This window comes from Myxococcales bacterium (genome assembly GCA_016717005.1).
GTDB lineage: Bacteria > Myxococcota_A > Polyangia > Haliangiales > Haliangiaceae > UBA2376.
Map to the genome: position 1 here is coordinate 821652 of JADJUF010000037.1, position 26677 is coordinate 848328.

Here is a 26677-nt window from a genome sequence, read left to right on the forward strand (position 1 = left end):
CGGCATGACCAGGGCCGCGTCCCGCGCACGCGCGCCGCGCCCGTCGGCCGCCGCGTCGAAGGCCACCGCGCCGAAGGCCGCGCCGAAGACCGCCGCGCCGAAAGCCGCTGCGCCGAAGCCTGCGGCGAAGCCCGCCGCTGCGAAGCCCGCCGCCAAGGCCGCGCCGCAGAAGCCGCCCAGGGCCCGCGCCGCGGTGGCCCGAGCGGTCCCGCCGACCGAGGCCACGTCCGCCGGTCATCGGGCGCGGCCGGTGACGCTGCTGTCGGGCGGCAACCCGCAGATCGCGAAGGCCGACGGCGACGCCCCGGTGCAGGCGTACCTCGCCGCGCTGCCGCCCTGGAAGCAGGACATCGGGCGCAGGCTCGACGCGCTGATCGTGCGGACCGTGCCCGGCGTGCGCAAGGCGGTGAAGTGGAACTCGCCGTTCTACGGACTCGACGGCCAGGGCTGGTTCCTGGGGCTCCACACCTTCACGCGCTACCTCAAGGTCGCGTTCTTCCGCGGCGCGTCGCTGCGCCCGATCCCGCCCGGCACCAGCAAGGGCAAGGACACGCGCTACCTCGACATCCACGAGGGCGACGCGCTCGACGACGCGCTGCTGGCGAGCTGGGTGACGCAGGCGGCGGCGCTGCCCGGCTGGATCCCCTGACCACGCTCGATCAAGCCGCGATCATCGACCGCGACGGCGCGGTCCGGACCTCTCGAGGAGCCTGCGGTGACGATCATCCGCACCGTGTCCGTGGTCGCGGTGTCCGTGCTGCTCGCCGCGAGCACGCCGAGCCCCCGACGACGGCCCACGGCCGCGGGTCAGCGGCGGCGGCCTTGCGCTCGGCGACGCTCGCACCAGCGTGACGGCTCACGGCCGCGGGTCAGCGGCGGCGGCCTTGCGCTCGGCGCGGCGCGCCTCGGCGATCGGCAAGAGCATGCGGCCGATGCTGGGCTTGCCCAGCAGCCAGTCCATGAAGCGCGGCGAGGTGAGGCCCGCCACCACCAGCGGCTTGATCGGCTTGTCGTTGACGACGATCTCGGGGAGGTCCTCCTCGATCGTCCGGATCACCGCGCGCACGACCTCGTCGACGTGGGTCGAGCCGACCAGGCCCGGCGCCTGGAAGCCGTACTGGACCTGCTGGTCGGCGTACATGCCGGTGCCCTCGACGAACCCGGGGCAGATCGCCGACACCCGCACCTGGGTGCCGCGCGCCCGCAGGCTGGCGCGGAGCGAGCGCGAGAAGTTGATCAGCCCGGCCTTGGTGGCGCCGTAGGTCTCGCCGAAGCCCATCGGCGCCAGGCCCGCCACCGACGCCATGTTGACGATGTGGCCGCGGTCGCGCCAGCATGCCGGGCAACACCGCGCGCGCCAGCTGCATCGGCGCGATCAGGTTGACCCGCGTGTGCAGCTCGATCTCCTCGGGCGACAGGTCCTCGAAGAAGCCGACCTCCTCGACGCCGGCGTTGTTGAGCAGCAGATCGACGTCGCCGAGCCGGTCGGCGGCGGCGGCGACCAGCGCGGCGAGCTGGCGCGGGTCGGCCACGTCGGTCGGGACCACGTGCACCGGATGGCCGTGCACGGCGCAGCGCGCCTCGGTCTCGGCCAGCCCCGCCGCGTCGCGCGCGGCCAGGACCAGCGCGATCCCGCGCCGCGCCAGGGCCTCGGCGATGACGGCGCCCATGCCGCGTGATGCGCCGGTGACGATGCCTGTCCTGGGGAAGTCGCTCATGCGCGCGAGCGTGCCACGCCGGGCTCCGGATGGCGCGCCCGGGCGCGCGATCGTCATGGACAGCGAGACGCGCCCGGCGGTCGTGTTCCGTGCGGCGCCGTCAGCGAGGCGCGCCCGGCGGTCGTGTTCTGGGCGGCGCCGTCAGCGAGGCGCGCCCGGCGGTCGTGTTCTGTGTGGCGCCGTCAGCGAGACGCGCCCGGCGGTCGTGGTCCGCGCGGCGCCGTTATCGAGACGCGCCCGGCGGTCGTGCTCCGTGCGGCGCCGTCGGCGGCCCCTGCGCCAGGGGCGTCGGTCAGTCGGACCGGCTGCGCCGCGGGAACTCCCAGATCAGGTAGCAGCAGACCTCGGGCCCGCCCGCCCGCCGCGCGTTCGTGACCGCGGCCGAGAACTCGCGATAGTGAAAGTGCAGCTCGCCACCGCCCGGCGGACTGGACCACGACTCCTCGGTCCCGTCGCAGCGCTCGAACGGCGGCGGCAGCGCGACCGCGGGCGCGGCCTCGGGCGCGACGCACTCGTCGAACGCCTCGGCCTTGTCGTGGAACCACGGCTCCGGCGGCGCGGCCGGCGCGGGAGGCCGGTCGGCGCGCGCGGCGTTCGACGGGGGGCGCGCGCGCGGTGCGCCAGCCCCGCATGCGCTCACGACGACGACGACGAGCCCGGCGCTTCCCGCACGGCGCGGGAGCGGGCGGAGCGGGCGGAGCGGGCGGACCACGGCCGACAGTACGTCGACCGGGTGGGGCGTGGCTGCAGCGCGTCGCGCTGGAGGCTCCGAATTCGCCTCCGGCGCCGGTCAGCGCGCCGACGACCGCCAGGGCGAGGACCTCGGATCCGAGACCGTGTTCGTCCCACAGTTCACCGCGACCGGCGACGGCGCGATCGACCTGAACGGCGCGGTCGAGCTGCGCGAGCTGCGTGAGCTCGACCCCACGGCCCAGCATGAGCTCCGGGACGACCTGTCCGATTCGAACCTGGCCATCCTCGACGCGGCCCTCGGGCTCGCGGGCGACGTCGCGTTCCTCCAGCGACGCGTCGACGCGGGCACCGGCGAGGCCCGGGGCTTCGCGCTGGGGGCGGCACCGCCGATCGACGAGCGCCACGTGCACCCGCTGCCCGCGCACCAGGCCCTGATCGTGGGCCCGACCGTCGCGTGGTTCGATGGCGCGGCGCTCCACGACGTCACCGCGCTGCCCGCGCTCGTCGGGTACTACCACTCGGCCGTCACCGCCGACGGCCACGCGATCGCGGTCCTCACGATCGAGCCCTGAGTACGATCCTCACCATCGCCGCCTGCTCATCGGATGCCCGCACCGATGGGCTCCCGGGCCGGATCCCGGTACCGTCGGGGGGACCGATCAGCCGCCGGGTGCGGCCCCGCTGCGGAGCCGGTACGTGAACGCGATCGTGCTGCACACGGCCGCCGGCTCGCCGTCGACCATGAATGGCCGGTACTGCCAGCGTTTGACCGCCCGCGTCAGCTTCTTGTCGTACAGGGACGAGCCAGATGAGTCGAGGACCATGACGCTCTCGACCGCGCCGGAGCGGTCGATACACAGCTTCACCCGCGCGCGGATCTCCGGCCGGCCGCGCCGGCGCATCTCCGCCACGGTCGCCGCGTCAGGCAGGACGCGGGGCTCACCCGCGATGCGCACGAGCGCGTTCGCCTCGACGCCCTGGGCGTCGGCGCCCGGTGGAGCAGCCGGCCCGCCACCGCTGGGCCCACGGACCGAGTCGCCGTCCGGCGCCGCCTCAGCCCCGCTGCTATCCGACCCGGCCGGCTTCGCCACCACGTGACACACGGATACCCGAGTCCGATCGATCGCCGCTTGACGCGTCCGCGCGGCCTTCGAGGAACCGAGCTTGAGTCCTCGGAGCAAGCGCCGAAGCTCCGCGCTCTTGATCGCGAAGTTCACATTCTCAGGAGTCACGCCCTCCGTCTGCATCAAGCGATCGGCTCGCAGCTTCGCGACGATGACACCGACGACGAAGCCTCGGTGGTCCACCAGCGGGCCTCCTGAGTTGCCGGGTTGGACAGGCACCGTGACCTGATATAGCCACGCCGCGCCCAGGCCGGCCTGGCCGCCGAGCGACCCCTCGCTGAACTTGGGATCGGTGCCGAGCACTCCCGGGACCGGAAACCCGATGGTGAACACCTGCTCTCCCAGCGGCACGTCCTTGTCCGCGGCGAGCGGCAGCGGCGGCACGTCATTCGCCGTGACCGCCTCGAGGACCGCCAGGTCGACCTGCTTGTCGTCGCGGAGCACCTTCGCCGCGTGCGCCCGACCTCGGGCGTCGATGAGCACGAGCTCCGCCGCGCCGTCGATCACGTGGTGGTTGGTAACCGCGATGCCAGCCCGCGCGACGAAGAAGCACGTGCCGCTCGTGAGCATCGGCGGATCGGGTGGCGGCGGTGGCGGTGCCGGCGCTGGTGCCGCCGGCGCGGTCGACGCTGCGGCGCTCGTGAGGAGATCGCAGCTCTCCTGATCGCCTGCCTGGCATGCGCGCTTCACGTAGATCGCGGCTGTCCTCGGCTCGATGGATCGCCACCGGTTCGCGAGGCGACGGCACGAGCTTGGGTCGCCGGCGTCGCATCCCCGACCCAGCAGGGCTTCGGCGATCTCGGTCGCGCCAGGAGCGCGCCCTTCCCAGGTGAGCGCGATCGTCGCCGCGGTGTAGCACGCTTCACCGTCGCCCCGCTGGCACGCGGCGACGTCGTCCGCGTACTCGCGCTGCTCGGGCGTCTGGCTGACGAGCGGCCCGCACGCGCTGGCGATCGCGACCGCGGCGTAGGCGCACATCACCGAAAGCCTCGGGCTTACCCGGGTGCGGGCCCCACCACAGGTACCGGGCCCCAAGCCACCCGCCGCCACTGGCCTACTGGGCCTCACACCGCGCCAACACATTGGGGGACAATACACCGGATCGCTCCGAGGCGAAGCGGTCCAAGGCAACTCGCAGATGCGCTTCGCGCGCGCGCCGTGAGGTCCCGCGGCGATCACAGGCCTGGGGCGAAGGTCGCGAGCGGCTCGAAGCGCAGCGGCGCGGTGCCGGCGGCGTCGGTGGGGGCGCGCGACACGTGCAGGACCTGGTAGCCGCCGCACGGGTGATAGACCAGGCGCGGGAAGGTCTCGAACACCCGGTCGGGGCGCAGCTCCTGGGCCGCGGTGAACGCGGTGCCCTCGAACCCGATGATCCACGCGCGCGGAGCGTTGAAGTTGTCGTCGACGAGCAGGATCTTGCCGCGGTCGGTGCCGGGCTCGAACGCGATCGTCGAGTCGACCGCCGAGATGCCGATCGCCTGCGGGATCAGGTCGCCGGCGCCGGTCGGCGCGCCGGTCGCGAGGTCGACGAACAGCCCGCGCGGGTGGTTGGTCTGCGGGTCGCCGTAGATCGCGACCGCCGCGGTGCCGGTCGCGCCCGCCGCCGGGAACGCGAGCTGCGCGGCGTAGATGCCGCCGCTCGCGAGCGTGCGGTACGGGCCCCACTGCAGGCCGGTGCGGCGGTACAGGACGAAGCCGTCGGTGCCAGTGCCCGCGATCGCGGCGGTGCCGTCGGCGAGCACGCCGATGCCGGCCGCGTAGAGCGATCCACTGGTCGACCGGCTGGCGACCTGCGCGACGGTCCAGGTCCCGGCGGCGTTGCGCTCGTAGCTCTCGAGCGTGTGCGACTGGTCACCGCCGGCCGCCGACAGCACCTGGGTCGCGGCGTCGTAGCGCGTGGCGCGCACCTCGCCCGCGGTGACGTTGCCGACGCGCTGGCCGGTCGCGAACGCGCCGCTCGCGAGCTGCATCCAGTAGCGCAGCTTGTCGCTGTCGCTGGACTGATCGCTGACGTCGCCGAACACGACCGCGCGGCCCGCCAGCTCGCCCAGCGCGAGCCGCCCGAACCCGCCGTTGGTGTTGCCGTACACCGGGCTGGTCATCCACTGCGACCCGTCCCACCAGCGGACCGCCTCCCCGTTGGCGCCGTCGTACCCGAGCACCGCCAGCTCGCCGGTCGAGGTCAGGGTGGCGAGGCTGGTGTAGGTAGGCGGCATCGGGTCGGTCGCGGCCAGGACCAGCGATGACGGCAGGGCCGGCAGGCACGCCGGCGCGTCGACCTCGACCGGGGCATCCACGGCGCTCGCGCCGTCGATGGCGCCGTCGGCAGCGGTGGCGGCGTCGGCGGTGTCCCCTCCGTCGGGGCTCCCGCAGGCCCCCGCGGTCAGGACGAGGGACGAGAGGCACAGGGTGAGGCGGACGGCGTGCATGAGCGGACAGAGTCGGCAGGCTCCCTGGTGTGACTCGGCTGGTCGATCTTTGTGCGCCGCCGGCGAGCGCGCCGAGGACCGCGGGCCCAGCGCGGACCGGCGAGGTGCGCTTCCCCGAACCGATCGGGTGCGTCGCGCGGTTGTGTGCGAGCCTTGCCCTCATGACGAACCAGCCGCCATCCGCGAAGGACGTGATGGGTCGCGACCCGGTCACGGTCGCGGCGGACACGCCGCTCCTCGACGTGCTCCACCTGATGGTGGTCGCGCAGATCGGAGGCGTGGCCGTCGTCGGGGATCGCGGCGCGGTCGTCGGCGTGATCACGGCCGCCGATCTCCTCCGCGCGGTGGATCAGGTCTCCGACGACGACCTCGACGAGCTCCCCACGGGCGCCGGGGAGGAGAGCCTGTCGGCGCTGCGCGCCGCGGACATCCTGAGCCCTGAGCCCATCTGGGTCGCGCCCGACACGCCCGCCGCGACGATCGCGCGGCTCATGCGCGCGCGCGGGGTCCACCGCGTCCTCGTCGGAGTGGACGGACACCTCGAGGGCATCGTGACGACCTTCGATCTGATCGGCCTGCTGGACATGACCATCGCGCCCGCGCCGTGAGCTGATCACGCGGGCGCATCCGCCGCGCGGAGACCGCCGCCGTTCGGATCGAGCCGACCATGGCGGCTCGGGCCAGGCCGCGAGCTTCCTCGCCACCGCGAGCGCCGCGCGCACGCCTCGGCACGGAGTACACTCCGCCCGAGGAGCTGCCCCATGTGCGACGAGGATACCGAAGCTGAGAACGCGACGTTTCTGAAGGACCCGCGGCTCAACCGCCGGGAGGTCGGCATCGGCGCGGGCGCCCTGGTGGCCGCGGTCCTGACCGGCTGCGCGCGCCGCTCGACGAGCGCCGCGGGGCCGGAGGCGCCCGCGGTGGCCAAGACCTCAGCGACCGCGGGCACCGCGGGCACCGCGAGTAGGATGGTCACGATCGACACGCCCGACGGCGCCGCCGAGGCGTTCTTCGTGGCGCCGACGAGCGGTCGTCATCCGGGTGTCATCCTGTGGCCCGACGTCGCGGGCCTGCGGGAGGCGTACGAGACGATGGCGACCCGGCTGGCCGAGTCGGGCTACGCCGTGCTCGCCGTCAACCAGTACTATCGCTCGTCGAAGGCGCCGGTGCTCACGTCGTTCGCCGAGTGGACCACCGACGAGGGCAAGGCCAAGCTGGCGCCGATGCGCGCGGCGATCACGCCCGACGGCATCGCGCGCGACGGCGCCGCGTTCGCCGCGTGGCTCGACCAGCAGCGCGAGGTCGACCCGGGCCGGAAGCTCGCGACCACGGGCTACTGCATGGGCGGGCCGTTCACCTTCCGCACGGCGGCCGCGGCGCCGGACCGGGTCGGCGTCATCGCGTCGTTCCACGGCGGCGGCCTCGTCACCGACGAGCCGACCAGCCCCCACGCGCTCTTGCCCCGGATGAAGGTCGCGGCGTTGATCTGCATCGCCCAGAACGACGACGCGCGCGACCCCGCCGCCAAGGACACGCTCCAGCGGGCCGCCGCCGCCGCGCACGTGCCCGCCGAGGTCGAGGTCTATCCCGCCCAGCACGGCTGGTGCACGCTCGACTCGCCCGTCTACGACCACGCGCAAGCCGAGCGGGCGTGGGCGCGGATGCTGGCGACGTTCGAGCGTCATCTCTAGGGACCGCCTCGCCGACACCGCAGCCGCGATCTGCGGCGACCGAGGCCGCGCCTGTCCGCGGAGAGGCCGGCGCGCGCGGCGCCGGCACCGAGGCCACCGCGCGGTGACGCGGCCGTGTGGCCCGGTGGGGAGACGCAGCGCGCACGACTTCTTGGGGCTCGCGCGCGCCCGACAGGCGCTCGGGTATGGTGCCGCCACTTGAACCTCTAGACGAGGACCTCCATGTCTGCCGCAGTGACCGTCGGAGAAAACGTGTTGTTCTTCCCCAAGGCGTACTTTTCCGCCGGCCTCACCAACGCCGAGGTCTGCGTGGTCTGCACGAAGACCTACGTGTTCGTGGTGCCCAAGAAGGACTTCACGCACTTCCTGGTCGCGATGCGGACCCGCAAGTATGCGCACTTCGGCGAGGGCATCCCGGTCGTCGAGGGCGTCGAGCGGCTGCTCGCGGAGCCCGAGCTCACGGTCGCCGAGCTGGAGGAGCGCCTCGTCGACCTCCTCGGGGCCGACCAGCCCGACCGCGTGATCAAGGTCGCCGAGCTGAAGTCGTTCAAGACGATCCTGTTCGGCCCGCTGTCGCAGGCGCGGATCAAGCACCAGTCCGACGTCGCGCCGCGCGTCCTCTCGTGCAAGGGCAAGGGCGCGATGAAGCAGTTCAAGGCGTTCTACGCCTGAGCTTGTCGGCGCCGCGGCACCGGCAGATCGTCCAGCGCCACGCGCGCCGGATCGTGCGCGGCTGGACCCGTCGGCGTGATCAGAACGGGACCTCGCCGATGGTGCGGGCGTGGCTGTACTCGACCTCCTGGGCCGCGACGTCGCCCTCGAAGCCGTCGGTGATCTTGACCGCCATCGAGTTGTGCTCGCCGCGGCCCAGGGCGAACGTCAGCTCGAACACCACGCCCAGCTCCGAGGCGGCGCCGCTCGACACCGCGCGCGCCGCGAGCAGCGATCGCGCCGCGCCGGCGAGCTCGCCCGCGGCGTCGACGCCGTGCTGGGCCCGACGGCGCGCCTCCTCGGTGCCCTCGCGCTCGCGCAGCGCGTTGACCAGGAGCTGCGCCCCGCGCGCGAACAGATCGGCCGCCACCACGCGCTCGACGCTGTGGGTCTCGACGCTGGCGCCCAGCTCGATCTTCAGCTCGCCGCCGGGGACGTGGGCGCCGCGGCTGGTCGGCAGGTGAGCCTCGAACGTGCCGTGGAAGCCGTGGACCTCGGCCTCGAACTCGAGGTCGATGCTGTTCCACGAGCCCTCGTGCACGGCCCCGTCCTCGTGCTCCATGCGCCAGTGGTGGCCGGCGCCCACGTGCAGGCCGACCTCGCTGCGGCTGTGGCCGCTGCCCTCGCCGGCCTCGCCGGCCAGCTCCCCGCCGTCGGTGGTCTCGACCGAGTCGCCGTCGTGCATGCGGCGGCCGACGGCCGCCGTGTGCCCGTGGCCGAAGATCGCGTTGGCGAGCCAGCTGAAGAACGGATCGGTGGCGCGGCCGGTCGTGGCCCAGTTGTAGATCCGAGCGCCGACGTCGGCCAGCACCACGGCGCCGACCGCGAACGGCGCCACCGTCGCGGCGGCCGCCATGGCCGCCATCACGAACGGCGGCGGCGGGCCGTCGCCCATGGCGCGGATCTCGTGCTCGAGCGCGACGCTCAGCAGCTCGGCGGCGAGCTCCGGGGTGTGGCCGCTGACCTCGCTCGCGTGGGTCGTGACCAGATCGAGGTGCCCTTCGCCTTCCAGCAGGCCCAGGCCGAGCTGGGGCGAGAACTCCACCGTCCAGCCCTCGCCGGTGTGGCCGACGGTCATGGCGATGCCGCCGGTGACGCACAGCGGGGTCTCGGGGATCGGCGCGCGCACGGTGCACTGCACCTCGCTCTCCTCGCCCTCGGCGCCGGCCAGGCTCCGGATCATCGCGCCCAGGCTGGCTGCGCCGAAGCTGGTGAGCGTGCGGGTGGCGTGCGGGGCCGCGCTCCGGTGCGCGGGCCGCGCGGCGTGGTCGGCGGCGCCGGCGCACTCGCTCAGCATCGTGCGCGCGTCGTCGACGGGCAGGTGCAGGCGGTACTCCTCGCCGCGGTGCAGGAAGTCGAGATCGACCGCGATCACCACGACGGAGCCGGCGCGGCGGAGCGCCCGCTCGAGCTCGGCGCGGATCGTGGCGACCTCCGCGGGCGTCGCCGACGACAGCAGCCGCTGCAGCCGGCCGACCGCCACCGCGTCGCCCTCGGACACCAGCCGCTGCACCGCCGGTCCGCCCGCGGCGCCGCGATGGGCCATCGGATCGAGCAGCGCCTGGGCTGACTCGCCGCGCACCACCGCGTCGGCGACAGCGTCGGCGTGCTGCTCGTAGAGATCGCCGGCGCGCCCGACGCCGCCGTCGAGCCGCACGCCGCCGCGCTGCTGCACGACGTGCGCCGCCTCGTGAGCGGCCTGGCGCAGATCGGGCTCGGCCGCGAACGCCACCGCGTCGCCGGTCGCGTAGGCGCGGGCGCCGATGGCGGCGGACGCGTCGGCCGCGGCGCCGCCGACGTGAGCGCGCACGCCGCTGACGTCGTGGTGCCCGAAGCTGGTCTGGATCGCCGCCTGGTGAGGCAGCCCGCCGCCGCCGCCGGCGACGCCCCGGGCGGCGATCAGGTGCATCGCGAACGGGTCGTCCATGGCGCCGCCGCCGTCGGCTTGCACCGGCGCCACGCGGGCCGGCGCGGCCGGCGCGGCCGGCGCGCTGCGCGTCGGCAGCCGCGAGGTCAAGGTGCGCTTGCCCGGGGCGCCGCCGGACGGTCCCAGGTCCTGGCCATCGGACGAAGTCCCTGAAAACTGGTCAAGTCCTCGAGCCATGTCGAGATTGACGGGCCGGGCCAGCGATATTCCCGAGAACCCGGTCGGGGTCGATGGTCCGGCGCCCGAGCGCGACGCCGCGCCCCTGGCGGCCCGGGACTCCCCGAGGATCGCGCGCGCCCCGCCGGGCGGCCGCGCCCCACGGACAAGCGGGTCGCCCGCGATCGATACATCGCGGCGGCCGCGACCCACGGACATCGGGTCGCCCGCGATCGAGCATCGCGGGCGGCGCCGTGCGCCGTCACACCGGTCCGATCGACTGCCGCGGAGGCTCGACGGCCCAAGGCAGCGCACCAGCCGGCGAGCACCGCCGAGGAGGTTCGCGGCGCCGGCGGCGGCGCGGTCGAGGACCATGTGCATGAGCGCCGGCCCGCCGACCTCGCGGCTCCCTCGGTCCCCGGGGGCGCGCGCGTGATACGCTGGGCGCACCTGCAGGCGCGCAACGATCGCTCGGCGACGACCATCGTGGTCGTGACGTTCGTGGTGCTGGTCCTCGAGCTCACCTCGACCAGGCTCTACGCGTACATCGGCAGCACGCACGCGACGTCGGTGGCGCTGTCGATCGCGCTGCTGGGGCTGAGCGTCGGGGCGCTGGTCCGCGCGCGCTGGTCCGCGTGGGCGGGCGCTCGCCGCGCCGCGCCCGGGCTCTCGGCCGCGCTGCTCGGCCTGGTCGTCGCCGAGACCTGCGGCCTGTCGTTGCCGTGGCTGGTCGTCGTGTCGCTCGCCCCGTTCGCGCTGGCCGGGATGTTCGTGGCGGACGCCTACGCCGCGCGCGGCCGCGACCGGGTCCGCACCGCCTACGCGCTCGATCTGATGGCCGCGGCGGCCGGCTGCCTGGTCGCGCCGCGCCTGGTCGGCCCGCTCGCGCCGACGGAGATCGTGGCCGCGCTCGGCGTGCTCGGCGGCGTGTGGGCGCTGGCCGTCGTCGAGCGCAGGCCGCGCCTCGTCGCCGCGACCGCGGTGCTCGTCCTGGCGCACGCCGGCGCGCTCGTCGCCGGGCGTGCGGGGTGGATGCCCGACGGCGCGCTCGCGTCGATGCTGCGCTCCGACCTGGGCACGGAGAAGGCGCTCGCCGAGGCCGGCGCGACGCCGCGCGACGTGCTGGACTCGGCCTGGAGCCCGCTCGGCCGGCTCGACGTCGCCCGGGTGCGGGGGGATGACACCCGCCTCGGCGTCTACACCGACGGCATGAGCCCGACCTTCATGGTGCGCGCCGCGGAGGCCCGCGCCGGCGCGTTCGAGGACACCTGGGGCCTGCTCTCGTCCTTGCCGTACCGCGCGCTCCGGCCCGAGCGCGTGCTCGTCCTCGGCGCGGGCGCCGGCGCCAGCGTCTGGCTGGCCAAGAAGTACGGCGCGACGCGCGTCGACGGCGTCGAGGTGAACCCGGCGATGCCCCGCGTCCTCGCCCGCTGGCGGCGCTTCGCCGGCGACGTCTACCACCAGCCGGGCGTCCGCTTGATCATCGCGGACGCGCGCCGCTACCTCGCCGACACGACCGAGCGCTACGACCTGATCGAGCTCGCGCTGGCCCTCACGGGCAACGGTCACGCCCAGCCCGCCGGGCTCGAGGCCCACCTGTACACCGTCGAGGCCGTCGCGCTGTACCTGCGACGCCTCACCCCGACCGGCGCGCTGATCTTCATCCACAGCGATCCCGGCAACGCCTACCGGCAGCTGCTCACCGTGCTCGAGGCGCGGGCCGCAACGGGCGTCGCCCGCGACCGCGCCCTCGACGGCATCGCGGTCCTGCGCGACCCGCGCCCCGAGACCGCCTATCGGTACCTGCTGGTCGTCGCGTCCGCGCGGCTGCCGCTCGACGTCGTCGACGCGCTCGACGTCGAGCCCGCGGAGCTGCTGTGGGGGCCCGGCGATCCTCCTGAGCGCGCCGCGCAGCTGCTCGATCGTGCGCAGCTCGGCGCCACCGCCGCGGACGATCTGGCGCCGGTCCACGACGAGCGCCCGTACTTCTTCCAGAACACCCAGGGCCTGCGCGCCACCGCGCGCGCGCAGCCCGGCCGCCTGGGGGCGCTGGTCGGCGCCGTCCTGCTCGTCGGCCTGCTCGTCGTCGAGCGCCGGCGCGACCCGCGCTCGTTCGTGCGCCCGGCCGCGATCGCCGCCGGCCTCGGCGCCGCGTTCATGTGCGTCGAGCTCGCGCTGATCCAGCGCTTCACGCTCGCCGCCGGCGGGACGCTCTACGCGATCTCGGTCGTGCTGTTCGGGCTGCTCGCGTGGTGCGCCGCCGGCGCGTGGTTCGTCAGCGGCCACTGGCGGCGCCGCGCGCGCGGCGCATCGTGGGCCTGCCTCACCGCCGCGATCGTCGTCGCCGGCAGCGCCTGGCTCGCGCGCGACCTCGCCTGGCTCGAGGCCATCACCAGCGACACCGCCCGCTTCGCGCTCATCATCGCGGTCCTCGCGCCCGTCGGCGTCGCCCTCGGGTGTCCGTTCCCCGTGCTGCTCGCGCACGAGGGCGCGCCCGCGAGCCGCATCGCCAGCATGTGGGCCATCAACGGCGCCGCCGCCGTCGCCGGCGGCACCATCGCCGTCCTCGCCCTGCGCGTCGCCGGCTCGACCGACACCTTGCGCCTCGCCGCCGGGCTGTATCTGCTGGTCGCGATCCTCGCGCGGGGCGTCACGCCGGCCGGGTCGGCCGGCTGAATCCCCGATCCCTGATCTTCGTGGCTGGCCCGCTCTCGCGCGCGCGGCGCTGGGTCAATCGATCAGGTCGCCGTCATCGTCGACGGTGATCGACAGCGCCTCGATCGCGCGCAGGTCCACGGCCTCGAGCCCCTCGATGCGCGCGCGCACCCACGTGCAGTACGCGGGCACCTCGAGCGTCGGCGCTGGGACCTCGACGCCGCGGACCGCGTCGATCACCTCGACCTCGAAGATCGTCCCGCCGATGACCCCGAACCGCTGGCCGCGCAGCGCGAGCGGGATGTCGGGCGCGTAGGCGCGGGTCTCGACCACCTGTCCGACATTCCAGGAGCGTCCGCGGCCGGTCGTGCGCGCGTCGAGGACCGCGGGCGCGTCCTTGTGGTAGAGGCCCCCGACCCCGGTCAGGCTCCAGGGCTCGTCGTCGACGCGCGCGACGTGGCCGCGGACCCAGCCGTCCTCCGGCTCCTCGTAGGCCTGACAGACCCACACCGGGATCACGTCGAACATCGCGGCTTGGGGACCGGCGAACAGCTCGGCCGCGAGCTTCAGGCAGCGGGCGTGTTCACCCCGGCCAGGACCGAAGATCCCGGGCCGGGCAGGTGCGGTGGCGGCCAGGAAGCTCGGCCAGGTTCCAGCTCGGCAGGCCGCGCGCGCGGCGGCCGCGTGCCGCGAGCGGCCGTCGAACACCGCCTGCACCTGCGCGATCGTCATGGGGCGGACTGTAGGCCAACCGCGCCGCCCGGGCGATGCGGGGCCCTAACCTGCCCTAACCTTGGTCCGCCACGGTCGTGATCTCGGGGCCGTGCGCGCCGATCACCACGGTGTGTTCGAACTGCGCCGACAGCGCGCCGTCGACGGTGCGCACGGTCCAGCCGTCGGCGTCGGTGCGGGTCGCGGCCGAGCCGGCGTTGACCATCGGCTCGACGGTGAACGCCATGCCCTCGCGGATCCGGTGCCCCGTGTGCGCGCGGCCGACGTGCGCGACGTGTGGGTCCAGGTGCATCGCGCGGCCGATGCCGTGGCCGCCGTAGGCCTCGACGATGCCGCCGGCGCGGCCCACGTGGCGCACGATCGCGGCGCCGATATCGCCGAGCCGCGCGCCGGGCACCGCGGCGGCGATGCCGGCGTCGCGCGCGCCACGGGCCAGCGCGACGAGGGCGCGCGCGTGCGGCGACGCCTCGCCGATCACGAACGTCGCCGAGGTGTCACCGTGGTAGCCGTCGAGCTCGGTGGTGACGTCGATGTTGACGATGTCGCCGTCCGCCAGCCGGACGCGCGGGCTCGGCACGCCGTGACACACGATGTCGTTGCGGCTGACGCACACCGCGGCTGGAAAGCCGTGGTAGCCGAGCTGCGCCGGCCGGCCACCGAGCGTGGCGGTGTGCGCGCGGACCAGGCGGTCGATCTCGGCGGTGGTCATCCCGGGCGCGAGCCGCGCGCCGACGTACGCCAGGGTCGCGGCGGCCGCGCGACCGGCGCGCCGCATGCGCTCGCGCTCGACCGGCGCCAGGATCGTGATGGCCACGCGCCGACCGTGCGCCCGCCGGCGCGCCGCGTCCAATACCATTTCGATCTCGATGCCGACGACGAACTTCGGCATGATCGCGCCATGAGCTTGCAGCAGCTGCACTACTTCGTCGCCGTGGCCGAGGAGCAGCACGTCACGCGCGCGGCCGAGCGGCTCCGGATCTCGCAGCCCCCGCTCAGCCGGCAGATCCAGGCGCTCGAGGACGAGCTCGGGCAGCCGCTGTTCGAGCGACGCGGCCGAGGCATCGTGCTCACCACGTTCGGGCGCTACTTCGCCGCCCGGGCGACGGCGCTCCTGGATCACGTCGCGAGCGTGCTCGCCGACAGCAAGCGCTGGCCGAGCCCGCCCTGAGGCACGCGCGCACGCGGCACGAGCTCCAGATCCTCCGTGCGCCCGGCGAGGCGCGCCTCGGTTCACTCGTGTCGGACCGAGGCGCGGGAGGCTTGCCCCTCGACGAGGGGAGGCCTCGCGAGCCGGCGACGACCTTTCAGAGGACCTCAGGCCTTGTTCGTTCCGATGGGGCGCCGGTCGGCGCGGCGGGCGTCTAGCGTCTCGGGTAGGTGCGCCCGACGAGCTCGCGGCCCGGCGATGAGCCTCCAGGGAACCTCAGAAGGCCTCGCTGTTGGTGGCGATGCCGGGCTCGCCCGCGGCCGGGCCCGTGCCCCCGCCGGCGCCCGCGGTGCCCAGCATGAAGGTGACCATCGCGGAGGCCGGCGCGACCCCGGTGTACGCGATGCCGATCGAGTGCCCGCCGGTGCCGCCGCCGCCGATGCCGCCGACGCCGCCGACGCCGCCCCGGCCGCCGCCGCAGGCGTTGTAAGGGAACGACCCGGCCGTCCCGGGGTCGCCGCCGGGGCCGCCGGCCTGCCCGTCGCCGCCAGGACCGCCGGCGCCGCCGGTCCCGGTCCGGATGGTCACCTCGGCGAAGATCAAGCTGGCGTCGAGGCTGATGATGCCGATGCTCGCCCCGCCGGGCTGGCCGCCAGTACCGCCGCTACCGCCACAGCCGCCCGTGCCGCCGGCGCCGCCGCTGCCGCCGCCCAACACGCTCCCAGCGGGACAGTTGCCGAAGCTGCTGCTGCCACCGCCGCCGCCACCGCCCTGGCCGTGGGTACCGACGCCGCCGACGTCGCCGGCCACGCCGGTGTACCCGTTGGCGCGGATGGCGCCCTTGCCCATGCCGGGCATGCCGGTGCCGCCCACGTCGCCGACCGCGCCGACCCTGCCGTTCAGGCATCCGGACGTGCTCATGTGCATCCCCAGCCCGAAATTGGCGGGCCCGGGCGTGCCGTTGTCACCGTCGTAGCCGTAGTACGCACCATCGCCGCCCTTGCCGCCGGTCGAGGCGCCGGTGCTGCACGTGAGCGTGACCGCCGGACCGCCGGGGATCGAGATGCCCGTGCAGCCGCCGGCGCCGTTATTGCCGCGCGTCCCCGCGGTACCCTGGCCGACGGGAGGGTCGCCCGGGTCACCCGGGCGGGCATCGCCAGTGACGATCAACACGCGGCGGAGCGACGCCGTGGCGCCGTCAGCGACGATCGCGATCGACGAGCCGCCGCTATCGCTCGCGGAGGCGGCTTGCACGTAGAGGTCCGACAGCACCGTGGTCGCGGCGCCGCTGCCGAGCCGGAGGGGGATCACGTCGGGGATCGCGGAGATCACCGTGGCTTGTTGCGGGTCGTAGATCCAGGTGCCGCAGGCCAGGCCGCCGTAGAGCCGCACCCCGGCCGGTACCGTCACGCCGCCGACCAGCGCCGCCCCCGAGCACGCGTACACTGCGCCGCCGCTTGGGACCTGGGCCAGCGCCGCGGCGAGCGTCGCCATCGGACTGGCCTTGCTCGACGGCACGTTCGCGTCGTCGCCGCCCGTCGGGTCGACGAAGACGCCACAGCTGTCCGCGATCGGCGCGGCGCTGACCGCCGGATCGCACATCCCGACCGCGGCGTCGATGGCGGCGTCGACGGGGGCGTCGACGGTGCCGCTGTCGATCGGGTCGTTGTTGACAGCCCCGCATGCGGGGACAGCGAGCAAGGTGACCAGCGCGCAGGCAGCACGTCGGGTTCGCATCGTGGGACCTCGTGGCGAGTGGGCGTCGAGCGAGAGGTTCGCCCGAGCGCGAGCCTGCGACGATATCATGTCCCCTGCCGGCGACAGGATCCGTGCGTACGACGAGGCGCCGGCAACTCGCCCAGTCACGCCGAGGTTGTCCGCGACGTGAGCCAGCGCGGCGCCGACGCGCGCCTTGGCCGCCATGACGTGCGCGAGGACGGCCCGCCGGTCAGGCCCGCCGGTCAGGCCTGCTGGTCGGCCGCGCGGTATCGTTCGCCCATGTGTCACGGGTCTTCATCGCCACCGCGCGGCCCCAGCCGAGTCTGGGCGTGGCCGAGGGCGGTCCTCGTGGATCGCCGCGGTGACCGACCCTGAGTTGGACGGAATCCGGAACGTTCGCGCCGTGGCCGGCATCGCATGACACCGTGCCGGTACGCGCTCGCATCGACCGACTCGTCGCTCGATGGGTTCGGCCGCCGGGAAGGAATGTACCGTATGCCTGAGCACGAGCTCGCCGCCGTGGTCGATGACACGATCTGGACGCTGGACCGCCCCGTGTGGTTCGGCGGGGTCCGGCTGCGCGCCCGCACCACGGTCGTGCGCCTCGACGACGGCAGTCTGCTCCTGCACAGTCCGGCGCCTCCCACCGACGCACTGGTGGAGCAGCTCCGCGCGCTGGGCCCCGTGCGCTGGCTGGTGGTGCCCAGCTGCTTTCATCATCTCGGGACGCCGGCGGCGGCGGCGCGCTTCCCCGAGGCGCAGGTGGTGGGGCCGGTGTCGGCGCTGGCCAGGAACAGGGCCTTGGTGCTCGACGTGGACATCCACGGCGCTCAGTTCGGCGAGCGGGTCCCCGAGTTCGAGGCCTTGCCGCTCCGGGGCGTGCCGTTTCTCGACGAGACCGTGCTCTACCATCGGCCAACGCAGACCCTGCTGGGCGCAGACATCGTCTTATGCGCCGGCGCCCAGGACCACTGGACCTGGCGCTGGGCCGCGCGCCTGACCGGCTGCTACGAGCGCGTGCGCGTGCCGCCCGACGTCAGGAAGAAGATCGCGGACAGGTCCGCGGCCGAGCGCGCGATCCACGCCATCCTCGAGCGACCGGCTCGACGGCTCATCGTCGGGCACGCCGACGTGCTCGATGAAGACTGGCGCGACCACCTGGCCCAGGCCTGGCGATCGGAGGGCCTGGAGGTGTAGGTCGCACGCGTCGCGCAGCCGGGTGACGCCGCGCGCGCGGCCGCGCGATCAGTACTTCCGAACTCCGCCAGCCGCTCCAGCGTGCGCTCGAGGGATCGGCGCGGTCGGCTCGACGCGGTGCGCGCGGTGTCCAGCCTCGTGGACGGCTGCCTCCCGTGCTCCCGATGCGGTCATCGCGCGCGGATGCGCAGCCGCGCACCGACGGCATGCTCGCTGTCCGTCCTGGATGTGCTGCTCCGCGTGCATGACCGGTCGCTCGTGGGGTGCACAAAGCGCGCCGTGGCCGCCGACCACGCCGCCGACCACGGAGGCGTTCAAGCGAGGGGGGCGTGAGCCCATTCGCACACCGCGCGAAAGCGTCGAGCACAGCGCGACGGCGGCTCCTGGGCGAGCGCGTCGCTGGTCTCGACGTCCGCTGGCGGACTGGGCGCTCGCGGTCACCGCGTCGAGAGACGACCGGTCGCACGCGGCGCACGCGGGGGGGGCCGCTCGTTCGCGCCGGCCGTCCACGCCGGCCGTCGCGCCGGCCCGCCGGCCCCGGACCTGTGCGCGCCGATGGGGTGCGACTCAGTCCTTGGCGACTCGTTCCGTTCCGGTCCTTCGCGGTTCCGGCCGGGCGGACAGTCCGTGCGGCGCACGGCGCGCGCGGCGCGGATCAGCGTCGCGTCATCAAGATCAGATCAGAGCTCGAGACCGACGAAGAACGTCATGAGATGCCAGGGTTGCGGCCCATCGACCCACATGTCATTCCGGTTGACGATGATGCTGCCGCCGGTCCGGTCGGTGTACGCGAACTCCGCGCCGTAGCGCAGCGCGCCGCCGGCAGCGCGGAACACCACGCCGCCGGCCATCGTCACCGCGGGATCGTAGTCGCTGCCGACCACCAGCGCCGGCGGCCGCCGACGTAGCCAGTGAAGGTGCGGCCCGCGGCGCTGACCAGCCGCAGCTCGAGGCGCGCGCCGAGCCCGCCGGCGACGTCCGACGACACGTCGTTGCGCCAGGTCGCGAGCGAGACCTCCGGCGCCAGCGTGACGTCGACGTGGCGCCCCGAGGCTGTCCCCGCGATCCGCACCCGGACCGGCGCCCCAGCGACGTGCAGCTGCAGCCCCGCCGTGGGGAGCCACTCCCAGATGTCATCGCGCTGCTCGCGCACCACGCCGAGCGTCAGCCCGCCGTCGGCCATGACCTCGGGCCCGGTGATGCGCGACTCGGCCGCGGCGCTGGGCGGCGCAGCGCCAATGACCGCGACCGCGACGACCGCAGTGAGCTGGATCACGATCGCACTGGTCCTGATCATCTCGCGACCATTGCACGGCGAGCGTGCCTGCGGGTGGGCCGCCTTCATCTTCATCCACCAGCCGCCGGAGGCGCCGCACGCTCGAGGCTCCGCGCGGCACGTGGCATTCGTGGAGTTGCGGCATGGTCGCAGCGGCACAGATGCCCGACGCGCCACGTTCGCCGCGCGCCCTACGGCGCGAGCCGCGCCGGCAGATCCTTGGCGCGCTGGCTGGCGCGGAACTCGATGATGCGGAGCTCGGCGCCGCCGCTGGCGACGAACGGATCTTCCGCCATGATGGCCTCGATCTGCCCACGGCTGCCGCCGAGGGCCAGGATGATGCCGCCATCGCGGGGGATCTTTCGGCCCGAGATGAGGAACGTCCCCGCGGCGTAGTGGCGATCGAGGAACGCGACGTGCGCCGACATCATGGCGTCGATCTGCGCCAGCGGGACCTTGTAGACGAGCTCGATGACGAACATCCCGCGAGCTTGCCGCATCTCCGCCGCCCGAGCGGGGCGAACGGGCACGCCACGCGAGCCGCTCAGCGCCGTCGGGCGCAGCTCGGCGGGTGTGGTCGCGCCTCCGGATCCGGGTCGCCCAGGCCGGGGTCGCAGCGGTCGCAGCCACCGGCCTCGAGGTCAGCCCTCGGCGACAGCTTGGCCCTCGTCCACGTGGCCCTTCGTGCGGGTGGCCGCGACCCGCATTTCAGCTCGTGCTATTTCGCGAAGGCTCGGCGCGCCCACTCATCGAACGGGCCCGCCGCCGTTACGCCGGTGTCACGGTTCCACCAGTGGCCGAGGGCCTGCACGTCCCCGAGGCTGGCGCCGGTGGCCTCGCAGAACACCAGGATGATGGCGATCGTGCCCAAGCCGTCGACGCGGAGCAGCTCATTGGCGACCCGCGACGGCGCCGTGCCCGCCGCGAGGGCTGCGCGCGTGCGCCTGATCTGCGGCTGGAGCTTCGTGCACAGGTGCTCGTGCTGGTTCCCATCGGGTGGCTGGTCATCCGCTGGATCCATCGATGGAGTTTGCCCCCGGTCCCGGATGGCCGCGCGCCGGATCGGAGGGTTCTCGTCGGTGAGGCCTGCGGCCGGACGCTGGCGCGTCACGGCGTGTCGTCGGTGCGGAGCAACCCGTGGTCGTCCTCGCACGATGTCATCGACACCACCGCGGCGACGCACGCGCACGTCGGCTGCGCCTGACACGCTTCCGGCAGCGGCTCACACCGCGTCTGATCCAGCGGTCGCCCGTCGAGGTCGGCGTCGTGGCCCTTGAAACGCGTCTCGCAGAACTGGCCCGGCGCGCACGCGGTGCCAGCGCAGGTCGGGCGCGGGGCGTGTGCGACGCTGGGAGGCGGCGCCGGCACCGGCGTGGCGCCGCGGCCGCGCCCACAGCCGATCAGCGCGAGCGCGAGCGCGAGCGCAAACCGGATCACGCCTCGGGCTCCGGCTCGACGTCGTGGTCCTCGCGCTCGGCTGGCGCCGGATCTGCAGTCAGCACGGTGCGCCCCGCGCGACCGAGCGCCGCAGCCTGGGCCGCGGTGACGCCCGTGCCGCGCACGTCCACCAGCGCGAGCGCCGGCAGCTCGATCAACGCCGCGACGTCGTGCACCGCGGTGCGCGCCAAGCTCACGCGCGCCAGCCGCCGCAGGCCGGCCAGCGGCGCCACGTCGGTGACGCCGGTGTCCGCCAGGTTGAGCTCCTCGAGCTCATCGAGCCCGGCGAGGGGCGCCAGGTCGCGCACCGGGCAGCGCGCGAGCTGGAGCGCACGGAGCCGATGCGCGCGCGTCAGCGGCGCGAGGTCCGCGACCGCGGTCCCCGACAACGCGAGGTGGATCAAGCTCGCGGTCGGGACACCCGCGAGGCTCGCCACGTCTGTCCCGTCGAGCCAGAGCCGCTCGAGCGCCAGCCCGGCCAGCGGCCCCAGCGCCACGACCGGCGCGTTGATCAGGCGTAGCTCGCGCAGCGCGGTGAGCCCCGCGAGCTGGGCGAGGTCCGCCACCCGCGTCCCCGAGAGATCGAGGCTGGTCGCCTCGCGCAGGGCCGGCGAGCCGAGCACCGGCGTCAGATCGGAGATCGGCGCGCCGTCGAGCGCCAGCCGCCGGAGCCGGACCAGGCCGCGCAGCGGGGCGAGGTCGGTGACGCGCGAGCCGGCCAGGCCCAGGCCTCGAGGCCGAGCAGCTCGGCCAGCGGCGCGAGGTCCGCGACGGCGGTCGCGCCCAGGCGCAGTCGGGTCAGCGCGGTCAGCCCGCGCAGGGGCGCGAGGTCGCGCACCGCCGTGCCGCTGAGATCCAGGATCCGCAGCCGCCGCAGCCCGGCCAGCGGCGTCAGGTCGATCACCGGCGCCCCCGGCAGCTCGAGCTCCTCGAGGAGCGTCAGGCCCGCGAGCGGCGCCAGCGACGAGATCTGCGACGGCAGGTCGCGGTGCGGATCGGTCGTGGTCACCCGCAGCCGGCGTAGCCGCGTCAGCGCGGCCAGCGGCCCGAGATCGTCGACCGCGACGTTGACCGCGTCGACGGCCTCGGCGTCGAGCCCGAGCGTGGCGTCGCCGAACCGGATTGTGGGCACCGCCGGGATCATAGCGCCAGCTTGTACTCGGCGACCAACCAGTTCATGAGCGTCAGGTCGTCGGCGTCGTTGCCGGTCAGCGCGCCGTAGCTCTTGATCGTCGCCTCGGCGATGCCCGGCACGTAGTCGGCGGCGACCTTGCCGACGGCGGCGGTGGTCGGGTACGTCGCGTTACCGCCTCGCGCCGGATCTTCGTCGTCGCGTGCGCCACGCCCTCGCACAGGACGATGTCGTTGAGGTTGATCGTCGTCGGTGGCTTCTGCTCGTGGATGGTCAGGTGCTGGAGCTTCGAGAGCTCGATGATGCGCGGCTGCTTGAGCTTGAAGTTCGAGTCGTCGCCGCCGTCGAGCTCGCCCTTGATGCGGCGCAGGAACAGGTGGCAGTCGACAGCCTTGTCCCAGGCCTTGCGAAAGTACTCGCTGACCGCGCGCTTGACCTCGTCCTCGAACGTCACCGCGCCGCCGCCCTTGGTCTTGCCCGGCGTGAAGGTGTGCCCGGCGTACTTGCTGGTGCCGAGCTTGCGCCGCGGCAGCTCCTCGAAGTGGGCGGCGTTGGTGACCTTCTCGTCCTCGGACATCGCCTCGAACCCCGCGCTGCCGTAGTAGCCCTTGTCCTTCACGGTGTTGTCGGCGAGGTGGCAGAACTCGTGGACCACCGTCGCCGTCGACCCGTTCTTGTCGACGACCTCGGCCACCTTGCGGTGGAGGTGGACCTGCTTCTTGCCAAAGTTGGCCCAGCCGCCGAGGCCGATCTCCTCGTCGTCGCGGTTGTAGTCGGTGTTGAGCGAGACGTCGATCGTGGTCTTGCGGGTCTGCAGCTCGACCTTGGCCTTCGCGTAGACGGCCTTCGCTGTCCCGGCCTTGGTCCCGAACACCTCGGTCAGCCCGGTGTCGTCGGCGATGGCATCGTCGATCAGCTTGACCGCGTCGTCCATGATGCCCTCGACCTTCGGCTGATCGGTCGTGTTGAGCTTGGTCTGCGCGTCCGCCACCGACTGGTAGATCCGCGAGCGATCGGCCGTGTCGACGACGTTGGCGAACTCTGCCTCGTCGAAGACGCCGGGCGACGGGAAGATCCGCTTGATGATGTCGGGTATCGGGTCGGTGACTTGAGCTTGTTCTCCTTGGCCATGCGGGTCAGCGCCGTCTCGATCGAGGCGATGAGCTTGTCCTCGGGGATGGTCCCGGCCTTGAGCATCGACGTGATCTCGGCACCGGAGGGCACCCGGAACAGCCGCTCGCCGACGTTGCCATCGGCCCCGAGGTGGCGCTCGCGGCGGCTCGAGCGAGCGCGCCGCGGTCGCCGTCGAGACCTGGCCGTCGAGGTGCACCCCGAACGGATCGTCGCGGCCCGCGGTCGTCGGCGCCACCATCGGCGCGGTCGGCGCGGCGGTCGGCGCCTGGCGCTGGACCGGCAACGCCGACGTCAGCGTCCGCTTGCCCGCCGCCACCCCGGTGCTCGCCTCGGGGCCGCCCGCCTGTTCCCGACTCGCCCTGTCGAAGCTCATCTGATCAGTCTACGAATCGCTCGATGCCCGACAATGACCGCCATCGGGTGAGGCGAAGACTCCCGCAGCAACTCCTCGATCGCGCCAGGCGACGCCGCCGACACCCATGGATCCGGGCGACTCGGCTCCTGGGATGCCATCATCGAAGCCGTGGGCGGTGAGCCGCGCCGACCGCACGCGGGTGTCCCTGGCGCCGAGGGCCGCCGACGGTGAGCATGGTGCGGAGGTCGCGTTGTCGGTGCGCGCCCGTTCCGGCGAATCTGCGCGGCGTCAGCGGCCTCGTGAGCGGATCGGCCGCCACCCAGGTCGTGGCGCCGCTCAGCAGCCGCCCAGCGCGAAGGTCGTCCACGTGGCGTCAGCGTCCTCGTCGCCGTCTGTGAGTTCGTCGGCTTCGACCTCGTCACCATCGGTGACCGCGGCACCGGTGGTGCGCTCGGATTCCTCGGTGTCGGGCTCGCCGGCGTCGGCGTCCTCGTCCTCGTCAAGTTCATCGATCTCGGCCACCTCCGGCACCCACGCGTCGTGGAGCTGTTGCGCGGCGATCGCGTCCCTGGCACGCGGCGCGCGTCAGGTACAGCGGCCCATCGGCATAGACCACCCCGCGGCCGTAGGTGACATAGGCGGTGGACGCACAGCCGATGCCGTAGCCCGAGCCGTCCGCGTGCGTGACGCTGTGCCCCAGCCGCGTCAGCTCGTCGGGCCCGTTGCGGCCAACGCGCCTCCCGCCGCGCAAGTACATGTAGCCCGTGCTGGTCTTCTCACGCACGCCGTGGCTGACGGTCTCGCGCCACAGCGCGCCGGCTAGCAGCCCGGCGCGCTGACGCTTCGAGGGCGTGACGTTGAACGGCTCGCAGCGCCCGTCCTCGTCCGCGGCCGCCACGCGAGCGTCGCCCCCCACGGCGTACGCGACGCCACCGCGGCGCAGCAGCTCCTCGAAGCTGCGCCGCGTCGCCTGCTGCACCGCGTCCGGAACGAACGGTTCGAACTCGCACTGGGTCAGGTCGGTGGCGACCCGCGCATGTTGGGCCAGGGCGCGGTCGCACCCAGCCGCGTCTGCGAACCACCGGCTGTCGCCGACCGCGACCGCGTCGACCAGGTCCTCGGACGGCAGGTGCACCACAGCCCATCGAAACTCAGGCGCGCGGTGATGCCGCGGCTGCGGCCAGTCAGGGTCAGCGTCGCGCCCCCGCAGGTGGTAGCGTCGATCGTGTCGACACCGGCCTCACCGCTGATGTCGATCCGCGGACCAGCTGCCCCGCCCGCCCGCGGCCGGGACGACGTCCCACCGCTGGCAATGCGCGGCGCCGTCCTCCGTGCTGATCAAGAACAGGGTGCCCCGGCGTCGCCAGCCCGGCAGCGGCGGCGCGGGCGGCGGCGCGGCTGGCCCCGGCGGGACACACGCCCAACCGACCACAAGCAACGCCAGGCCCCACCTACGCACGCCGTTCAGACACCGCGGCGCCCGCGAGGCCCGGAAAGCTGGCCCGTCCCGCGCCGCCGTCCTGCGCCGCAGCCAACCGCGGGCGCGGGCGCCGGGGCGCTCCCCTCCCCGGCCATCGGTCGCTCCGGCCATCCGGTCACGGCCGACGAAGGAAGACTGGGTCGGCTGCACCCCGGCGGCCAGCGGGCCTTGGCGACGGCGCGCGCCGGCGCTCGGGCGGCGGCGCGTCGGCGAGCCAGCCGATGACTTCGCAGTCCGCGCGGGTCAGCGGCGGACGGGTGGATTGTTGTTGATTGATAGAAGTGGCTGGCGGAGCGCCCCTCCTCGATCTCCGGATGAGGGACCGTGTGCATGCACCAGTGCTCGCCGACGTGATGCGCGAACGGCGCGTGTTGTCGTTCTTGTTCGGCACGTGCGGCGGGCGCGAGGCGCAGCACGACCCAGCGCCAAGGGGTGTCGCGACCCAGCGCGCCCCGCTCGTGCACCGCCAGGTAGAGGAGCTCACCACCGCGCTCGACCATTCCGGCGAGGGGGCCGTCGTACCAGTCGTCAACCCACAACATCCGGAACTCGTCGGCTGCGTGTCGGCGGTCCGGCGTGAGCGCGACGTCGGAGAGGTCCATCGGGTCGGCGGCCATTGGATGTCGAGAGCATAGCGCCATCATCCCGCGCGGGTCGGGGGCGTCTCGCGATGGGTGCGAATCAGTCGCGACTGGCGATCACCTGCGCTCGGGGCGTTTGAGACAGTCGTGCGCGCAGGAGGACGGGCCGTGAAGAAGCTGCTCACTTTGATCGTTGTTGGCTGGGGCGCGTTCGGCATCTACCGCGGGTTCGACGTCGGGCTGCCCGCGTCCCCGCACGGGGTACCAGTGGGGCAACGTCGCCGCGTTCGGCGTGGTTGTCGTGGCGGTGTTGCCGGCACGCTGAGCCTCTGGCGCGGGCTCAGCGGCGACCATGCCCTGATCGGGAATTGGCACGGCCCCGCTGGTCTTGGTGCTGGCTGTCGCCGCGACCGCCGGCATGATGCGGCGGAGCGGCGGCATCACCGCGCGGGAGTGCGCCGCGGCGCTCGATCACATGCGCGAGCTGATCGCGGCCAAGGACCGCACCGGCCAGATGCTCGCGCGCTTCGACGCCCAGCGCTCGGTGCTGGCCGCGGGCTGCAAAGGCGCGGGCGACGCTCGACAACGGCGATGCGTGCTCGCCGCCACGTCGTTCGACGAGCTCGAGCGCTGTCCACAGTAGCCCGCCCGCCCGCCGCGCCGACGCCCCTGGAGCCGGGTCGCAGCCGATCGGATCCAGGATCGGATCCAGGCTCGAGCGCTGACCAGCCTCGAACCTGCGGCGACCCGAGCTGCTACGGCGGGTTGACCGCAGACGCCTTCAGGCGTTCGTACACCTTGACGAACACCGGATCGACGACCGCAGCGAGCGTCGAGTTGAAGCGGACCTCCTGGTGGCTGCGCTGAAAGCCCGGCGGTCTGTTGGGATGCTGCAACACAGGCTTGCCGCCGCGGTAGCGATAGACCACGCCCCTGACGTGCAGGAAGTAGCCAAACTTCTCCTTACCGCCGACGCCCACCCACAGATCAGCTCGCTCGGTCCCGTCGGGAACGCGGCCTGCGGGCGGGTCGATCGGACGGTGCCCCGCGCCGTACCAGAAAGGCCCGACGCGATAGTCGGGTCGGCCGTCGCCGACTTGCACGTACTGGTAGCCCAGCTCACGCAGGACCGCCTCCACGGACCGGGCCACCTCGTCGCTCGATGTCGCGTAGTAGCGGTTTCGGTGCCAACCCGGGCGGGAGGCACATGACACCAGCGACGCGAGCAAGGCGGTCATGATCAGGGCCGCGCAGGACGATGTCCGCATTGTTGACAGGAGACGTGCTGCCGCAGAAGTCGCAACCTTTTCTCGAACGGGTGGCCGCGGGGCGCCCCGAGCCGCGTCGCCGCCCGGCCCCCTCACCCCGGGTCGCAGCCACGTC

At 73.8% G+C, this 26677-nt stretch carries 27 protein-coding genes and 1 pseudogene; 9 read left to right on the top strand and 19 right to left on the bottom strand.

Annotation, left to right across the window (positions count from 1 at the left end; translation table 11 throughout):
• Nucleotides 1–4 precede the first annotated feature (4 nt).
• Entirely contained in the window at nt 5–649 is a 645-nt protein-coding gene (locus IPL61_27205; GenBank protein MBK9034909.1) for a DUF1801 domain-containing protein, read from the top strand.
• Between the two features lie 220 nt (nt 650–869).
• On the opposite strand, the gene IPL61_27210 is transcribed toward IPL61_27205, so the two are convergent.
• Complete coding sequence (locus IPL61_27210; GenBank protein MBK9034910.1) at nt 870–1775, bottom strand: SDR family NAD(P)-dependent oxidoreductase; 906 nt, start codon at nt 1773–1775, stop codon at nt 870–872.
• Nucleotides 1776–2010: 235 nt separating this feature from the next.
• A complete protein-coding gene (locus IPL61_27215) occupies nt 2011–2358 on the bottom strand; it encodes a hypothetical protein (GenBank protein MBK9034911.1) in 348 nt (115 codons plus the stop codon).
• 196 nt (nt 2359–2554) lie between these two features.
• Here IPL61_27215 and IPL61_27220 point away from each other — a divergent pair, with 196 nt between their 5' ends.
• A complete protein-coding gene (locus IPL61_27220; protein MBK9034912.1) occupies nt 2555–2983 on the top strand; it encodes a hypothetical protein in 429 nt (142 codons plus the stop codon).
• Nucleotides 2984–3070: 87 nt separating this feature from the next.
• Here IPL61_27220 and IPL61_27225 read toward each other — a convergent pair whose 3' ends face one another.
• Nucleotides 3071–4513 carry a TonB family protein gene (locus IPL61_27225; GenBank protein ID MBK9034913.1) on the bottom strand — a complete coding sequence of 481 codons (1443 nt, stop codon included), beginning with the start codon at nt 4511–4513 and terminating at the stop codon, nt 3071–3073.
• Nucleotides 4514–4710: 197 nt separating this feature from the next.
• Nucleotides 4711–5964, bottom strand: a complete 1254-nt coding sequence (locus tag IPL61_27230) for a hypothetical protein (GenBank protein MBK9034914.1) — start codon at nt 5962–5964, stop codon at nt 4711–4713.
• 104 nt (nt 5965–6068) lie between these two features.
• On the opposite strand from IPL61_27230, the gene IPL61_27235 reads away from it, so the two are divergent.
• From IPL61_27235 to IPL61_27245, 3 genes are all read left to right on the top strand, one after another.
• A complete protein-coding gene (locus IPL61_27235) occupies nt 6069–6572 on the top strand; it encodes a CBS domain-containing protein (GenBank protein ID MBK9034915.1) in 504 nt (167 codons plus the stop codon).
• Nucleotides 6573–6725: 153 nt separating this feature from the next.
• Nucleotides 6726–7655, top strand: a complete 930-nt coding sequence (locus tag IPL61_27240) for a dienelactone hydrolase family protein (GenBank protein ID MBK9034916.1) — start codon at nt 6726–6728, stop codon at nt 7653–7655.
• Nucleotides 7656–7877: 222 nt separating this feature from the next.
• Nucleotides 7878–8327: a hypothetical protein gene (locus tag IPL61_27245; GenBank protein ID MBK9034917.1), complete on the top strand. Its 450-nt coding sequence runs from the start codon at nt 7878–7880 to the stop codon at nt 8325–8327.
• Between the two features lie 1591 nt (nt 8328–9918).
• On the opposite strand, the pseudogene IPL61_27250 reads toward IPL61_27245, so the two are convergent.
• Nucleotides 9919–10470: pseudogene (locus IPL61_27250) on the bottom strand (DUF4157 domain-containing protein).
• A 411-nt stretch (nt 10471–10881) separates the two neighbouring features.
• Here IPL61_27250 and IPL61_27255 point away from each other — a divergent pair.
• Nucleotides 10882–13125: a hypothetical protein gene (locus tag IPL61_27255; GenBank protein MBK9034918.1), complete on the top strand. Its 2244-nt coding sequence runs from the start codon at nt 10882–10884 to the stop codon at nt 13123–13125.
• A 54-nt stretch (nt 13126–13179) separates the two neighbouring features.
• Here the strand turns inward: IPL61_27255 and IPL61_27260 are convergent, their stop codons facing one another.
• Both IPL61_27260 and map read right to left on the bottom strand, forming a co-directional pair.
• Complete coding sequence (locus IPL61_27260; GenBank protein MBK9034919.1) at nt 13180–13836, bottom strand: hypothetical protein; 657 nt, start codon at nt 13834–13836, stop codon at nt 13180–13182.
• A 55-nt stretch (nt 13837–13891) separates the two neighbouring features.
• A complete protein-coding gene (gene map / locus IPL61_27265; protein ID MBK9034920.1) occupies nt 13892–14692 on the bottom strand; it encodes a type I methionyl aminopeptidase in 801 nt (266 codons plus the stop codon).
• A 42-nt stretch (nt 14693–14734) separates the two neighbouring features.
• On the opposite strand from map, the gene IPL61_27270 reads away from it, so the two are divergent.
• Entirely contained in the window at nt 14735–15004 is a 270-nt protein-coding gene (locus tag IPL61_27270) for a LysR family transcriptional regulator (GenBank protein ID MBK9034921.1), read from the top strand.
• 255 nt (nt 15005–15259) lie between these two features.
• On the opposite strand, the gene IPL61_27275 is transcribed toward IPL61_27270, so the two are convergent.
• On the bottom strand, nt 15260–16720 hold the full coding sequence (locus IPL61_27275) for a hypothetical protein (GenBank protein MBK9034922.1): 1461 nt from the start codon (nt 16718–16720) through the stop codon (nt 15260–15262).
• Between the two features lie 501 nt (nt 16721–17221).
• Between IPL61_27275 and IPL61_27280 the strand changes: the two genes are divergently transcribed.
• Complete coding sequence (locus IPL61_27280) at nt 17222–17899, top strand: DUF4336 domain-containing protein (GenBank protein MBK9034923.1); 678 nt, start codon at nt 17222–17224, stop codon at nt 17897–17899.
• Nucleotides 17900–18579: 680 nt separating this feature from the next.
• Here the strand turns inward: IPL61_27280 and IPL61_27285 are convergent.
• The 10 genes from IPL61_27285 to IPL61_27330 all read right to left on the bottom strand — a co-directional run bounded on the left by IPL61_27285 (nt 18580) and on the right by IPL61_27330 (nt 25330).
• A complete protein-coding gene (locus tag IPL61_27285) occupies nt 18580–18756 on the bottom strand; it encodes a hypothetical protein (GenBank protein MBK9034924.1) in 177 nt (58 codons plus the stop codon).
• The gene (locus tag IPL61_27290; GenBank protein MBK9034925.1) at nt 18753–19196 is read right to left on the bottom strand and encodes a hypothetical protein; all 444 of its coding nucleotides are present in this window, start codon (nt 19194–19196) and stop codon (nt 18753–18755) included. The genes IPL61_27285 and IPL61_27290 overlap by 4 nt, the downstream gene beginning before the upstream one ends.
• A gap of 170 nt (nt 19197–19366) precedes the next feature.
• Entirely contained in the window at nt 19367–19657 is a 291-nt protein-coding gene (locus tag IPL61_27295) for a GTP cyclohydrolase (GenBank protein MBK9034926.1), read from the bottom strand.
• A gap of 236 nt (nt 19658–19893) precedes the next feature.
• On the bottom strand, nt 19894–20196 hold the full coding sequence (locus tag IPL61_27300; protein ID MBK9034927.1) for a hypothetical protein: 303 nt from the start codon (nt 20194–20196) through the stop codon (nt 19894–19896).
• 412 nt (nt 20197–20608) lie between these two features.
• A complete protein-coding gene (locus tag IPL61_27305) occupies nt 20609–21235 on the bottom strand; it encodes a hypothetical protein (GenBank protein ID MBK9034928.1) in 627 nt (208 codons plus the stop codon).
• Between the two features lie 5 nt (nt 21236–21240).
• Nucleotides 21241–21744 carry a hypothetical protein gene (locus tag IPL61_27310; GenBank protein MBK9034929.1) on the bottom strand — a complete coding sequence of 168 codons (504 nt, stop codon included), beginning with the start codon at nt 21742–21744 and terminating at the stop codon, nt 21241–21243.
• Nucleotides 21745–21820: 76 nt separating this feature from the next.
• Nucleotides 21821–22735: a hypothetical protein gene (locus IPL61_27315; GenBank protein ID MBK9034930.1), complete on the bottom strand. Its 915-nt coding sequence runs from the start codon at nt 22733–22735 to the stop codon at nt 21821–21823.
• 834 nt (nt 22736–23569) lie between these two features.
• Nucleotides 23570–23755, bottom strand: coding sequence for a hypothetical protein (locus IPL61_27320; GenBank protein ID MBK9034931.1), 186 nt, complete (start codon nt 23753–23755; stop codon nt 23570–23572).
• Entirely contained in the window at nt 23739–24368 is a 630-nt protein-coding gene (locus IPL61_27325) for a hypothetical protein (protein ID MBK9034932.1), read from the bottom strand. The genes IPL61_27320 and IPL61_27325 overlap by 17 nt, the downstream gene beginning before the upstream one ends.
• Nucleotides 24369–24697: 329 nt before the next feature.
• Complete coding sequence (locus IPL61_27330) at nt 24698–25330, bottom strand: hypothetical protein (protein ID MBK9034933.1); 633 nt, start codon at nt 25328–25330, stop codon at nt 24698–24700.
• Nucleotides 25331–25685: 355 nt separating this feature from the next.
• On the opposite strand from IPL61_27330, the gene IPL61_27335 reads away from it, so the two are divergent.
• Complete coding sequence (locus tag IPL61_27335; GenBank protein MBK9034934.1) at nt 25686–25937, top strand: hypothetical protein; 252 nt, start codon at nt 25686–25688, stop codon at nt 25935–25937.
• A gap of 112 nt (nt 25938–26049) precedes the next feature.
• Here IPL61_27335 and IPL61_27340 read toward each other — a convergent pair whose 3' ends face one another.
• Nucleotides 26050–26523, bottom strand: a complete 474-nt coding sequence (locus IPL61_27340; GenBank protein ID MBK9034935.1) for a hypothetical protein — start codon at nt 26521–26523, stop codon at nt 26050–26052.
• Nucleotides 26524–26677: the final 154 nt, after the last annotated feature.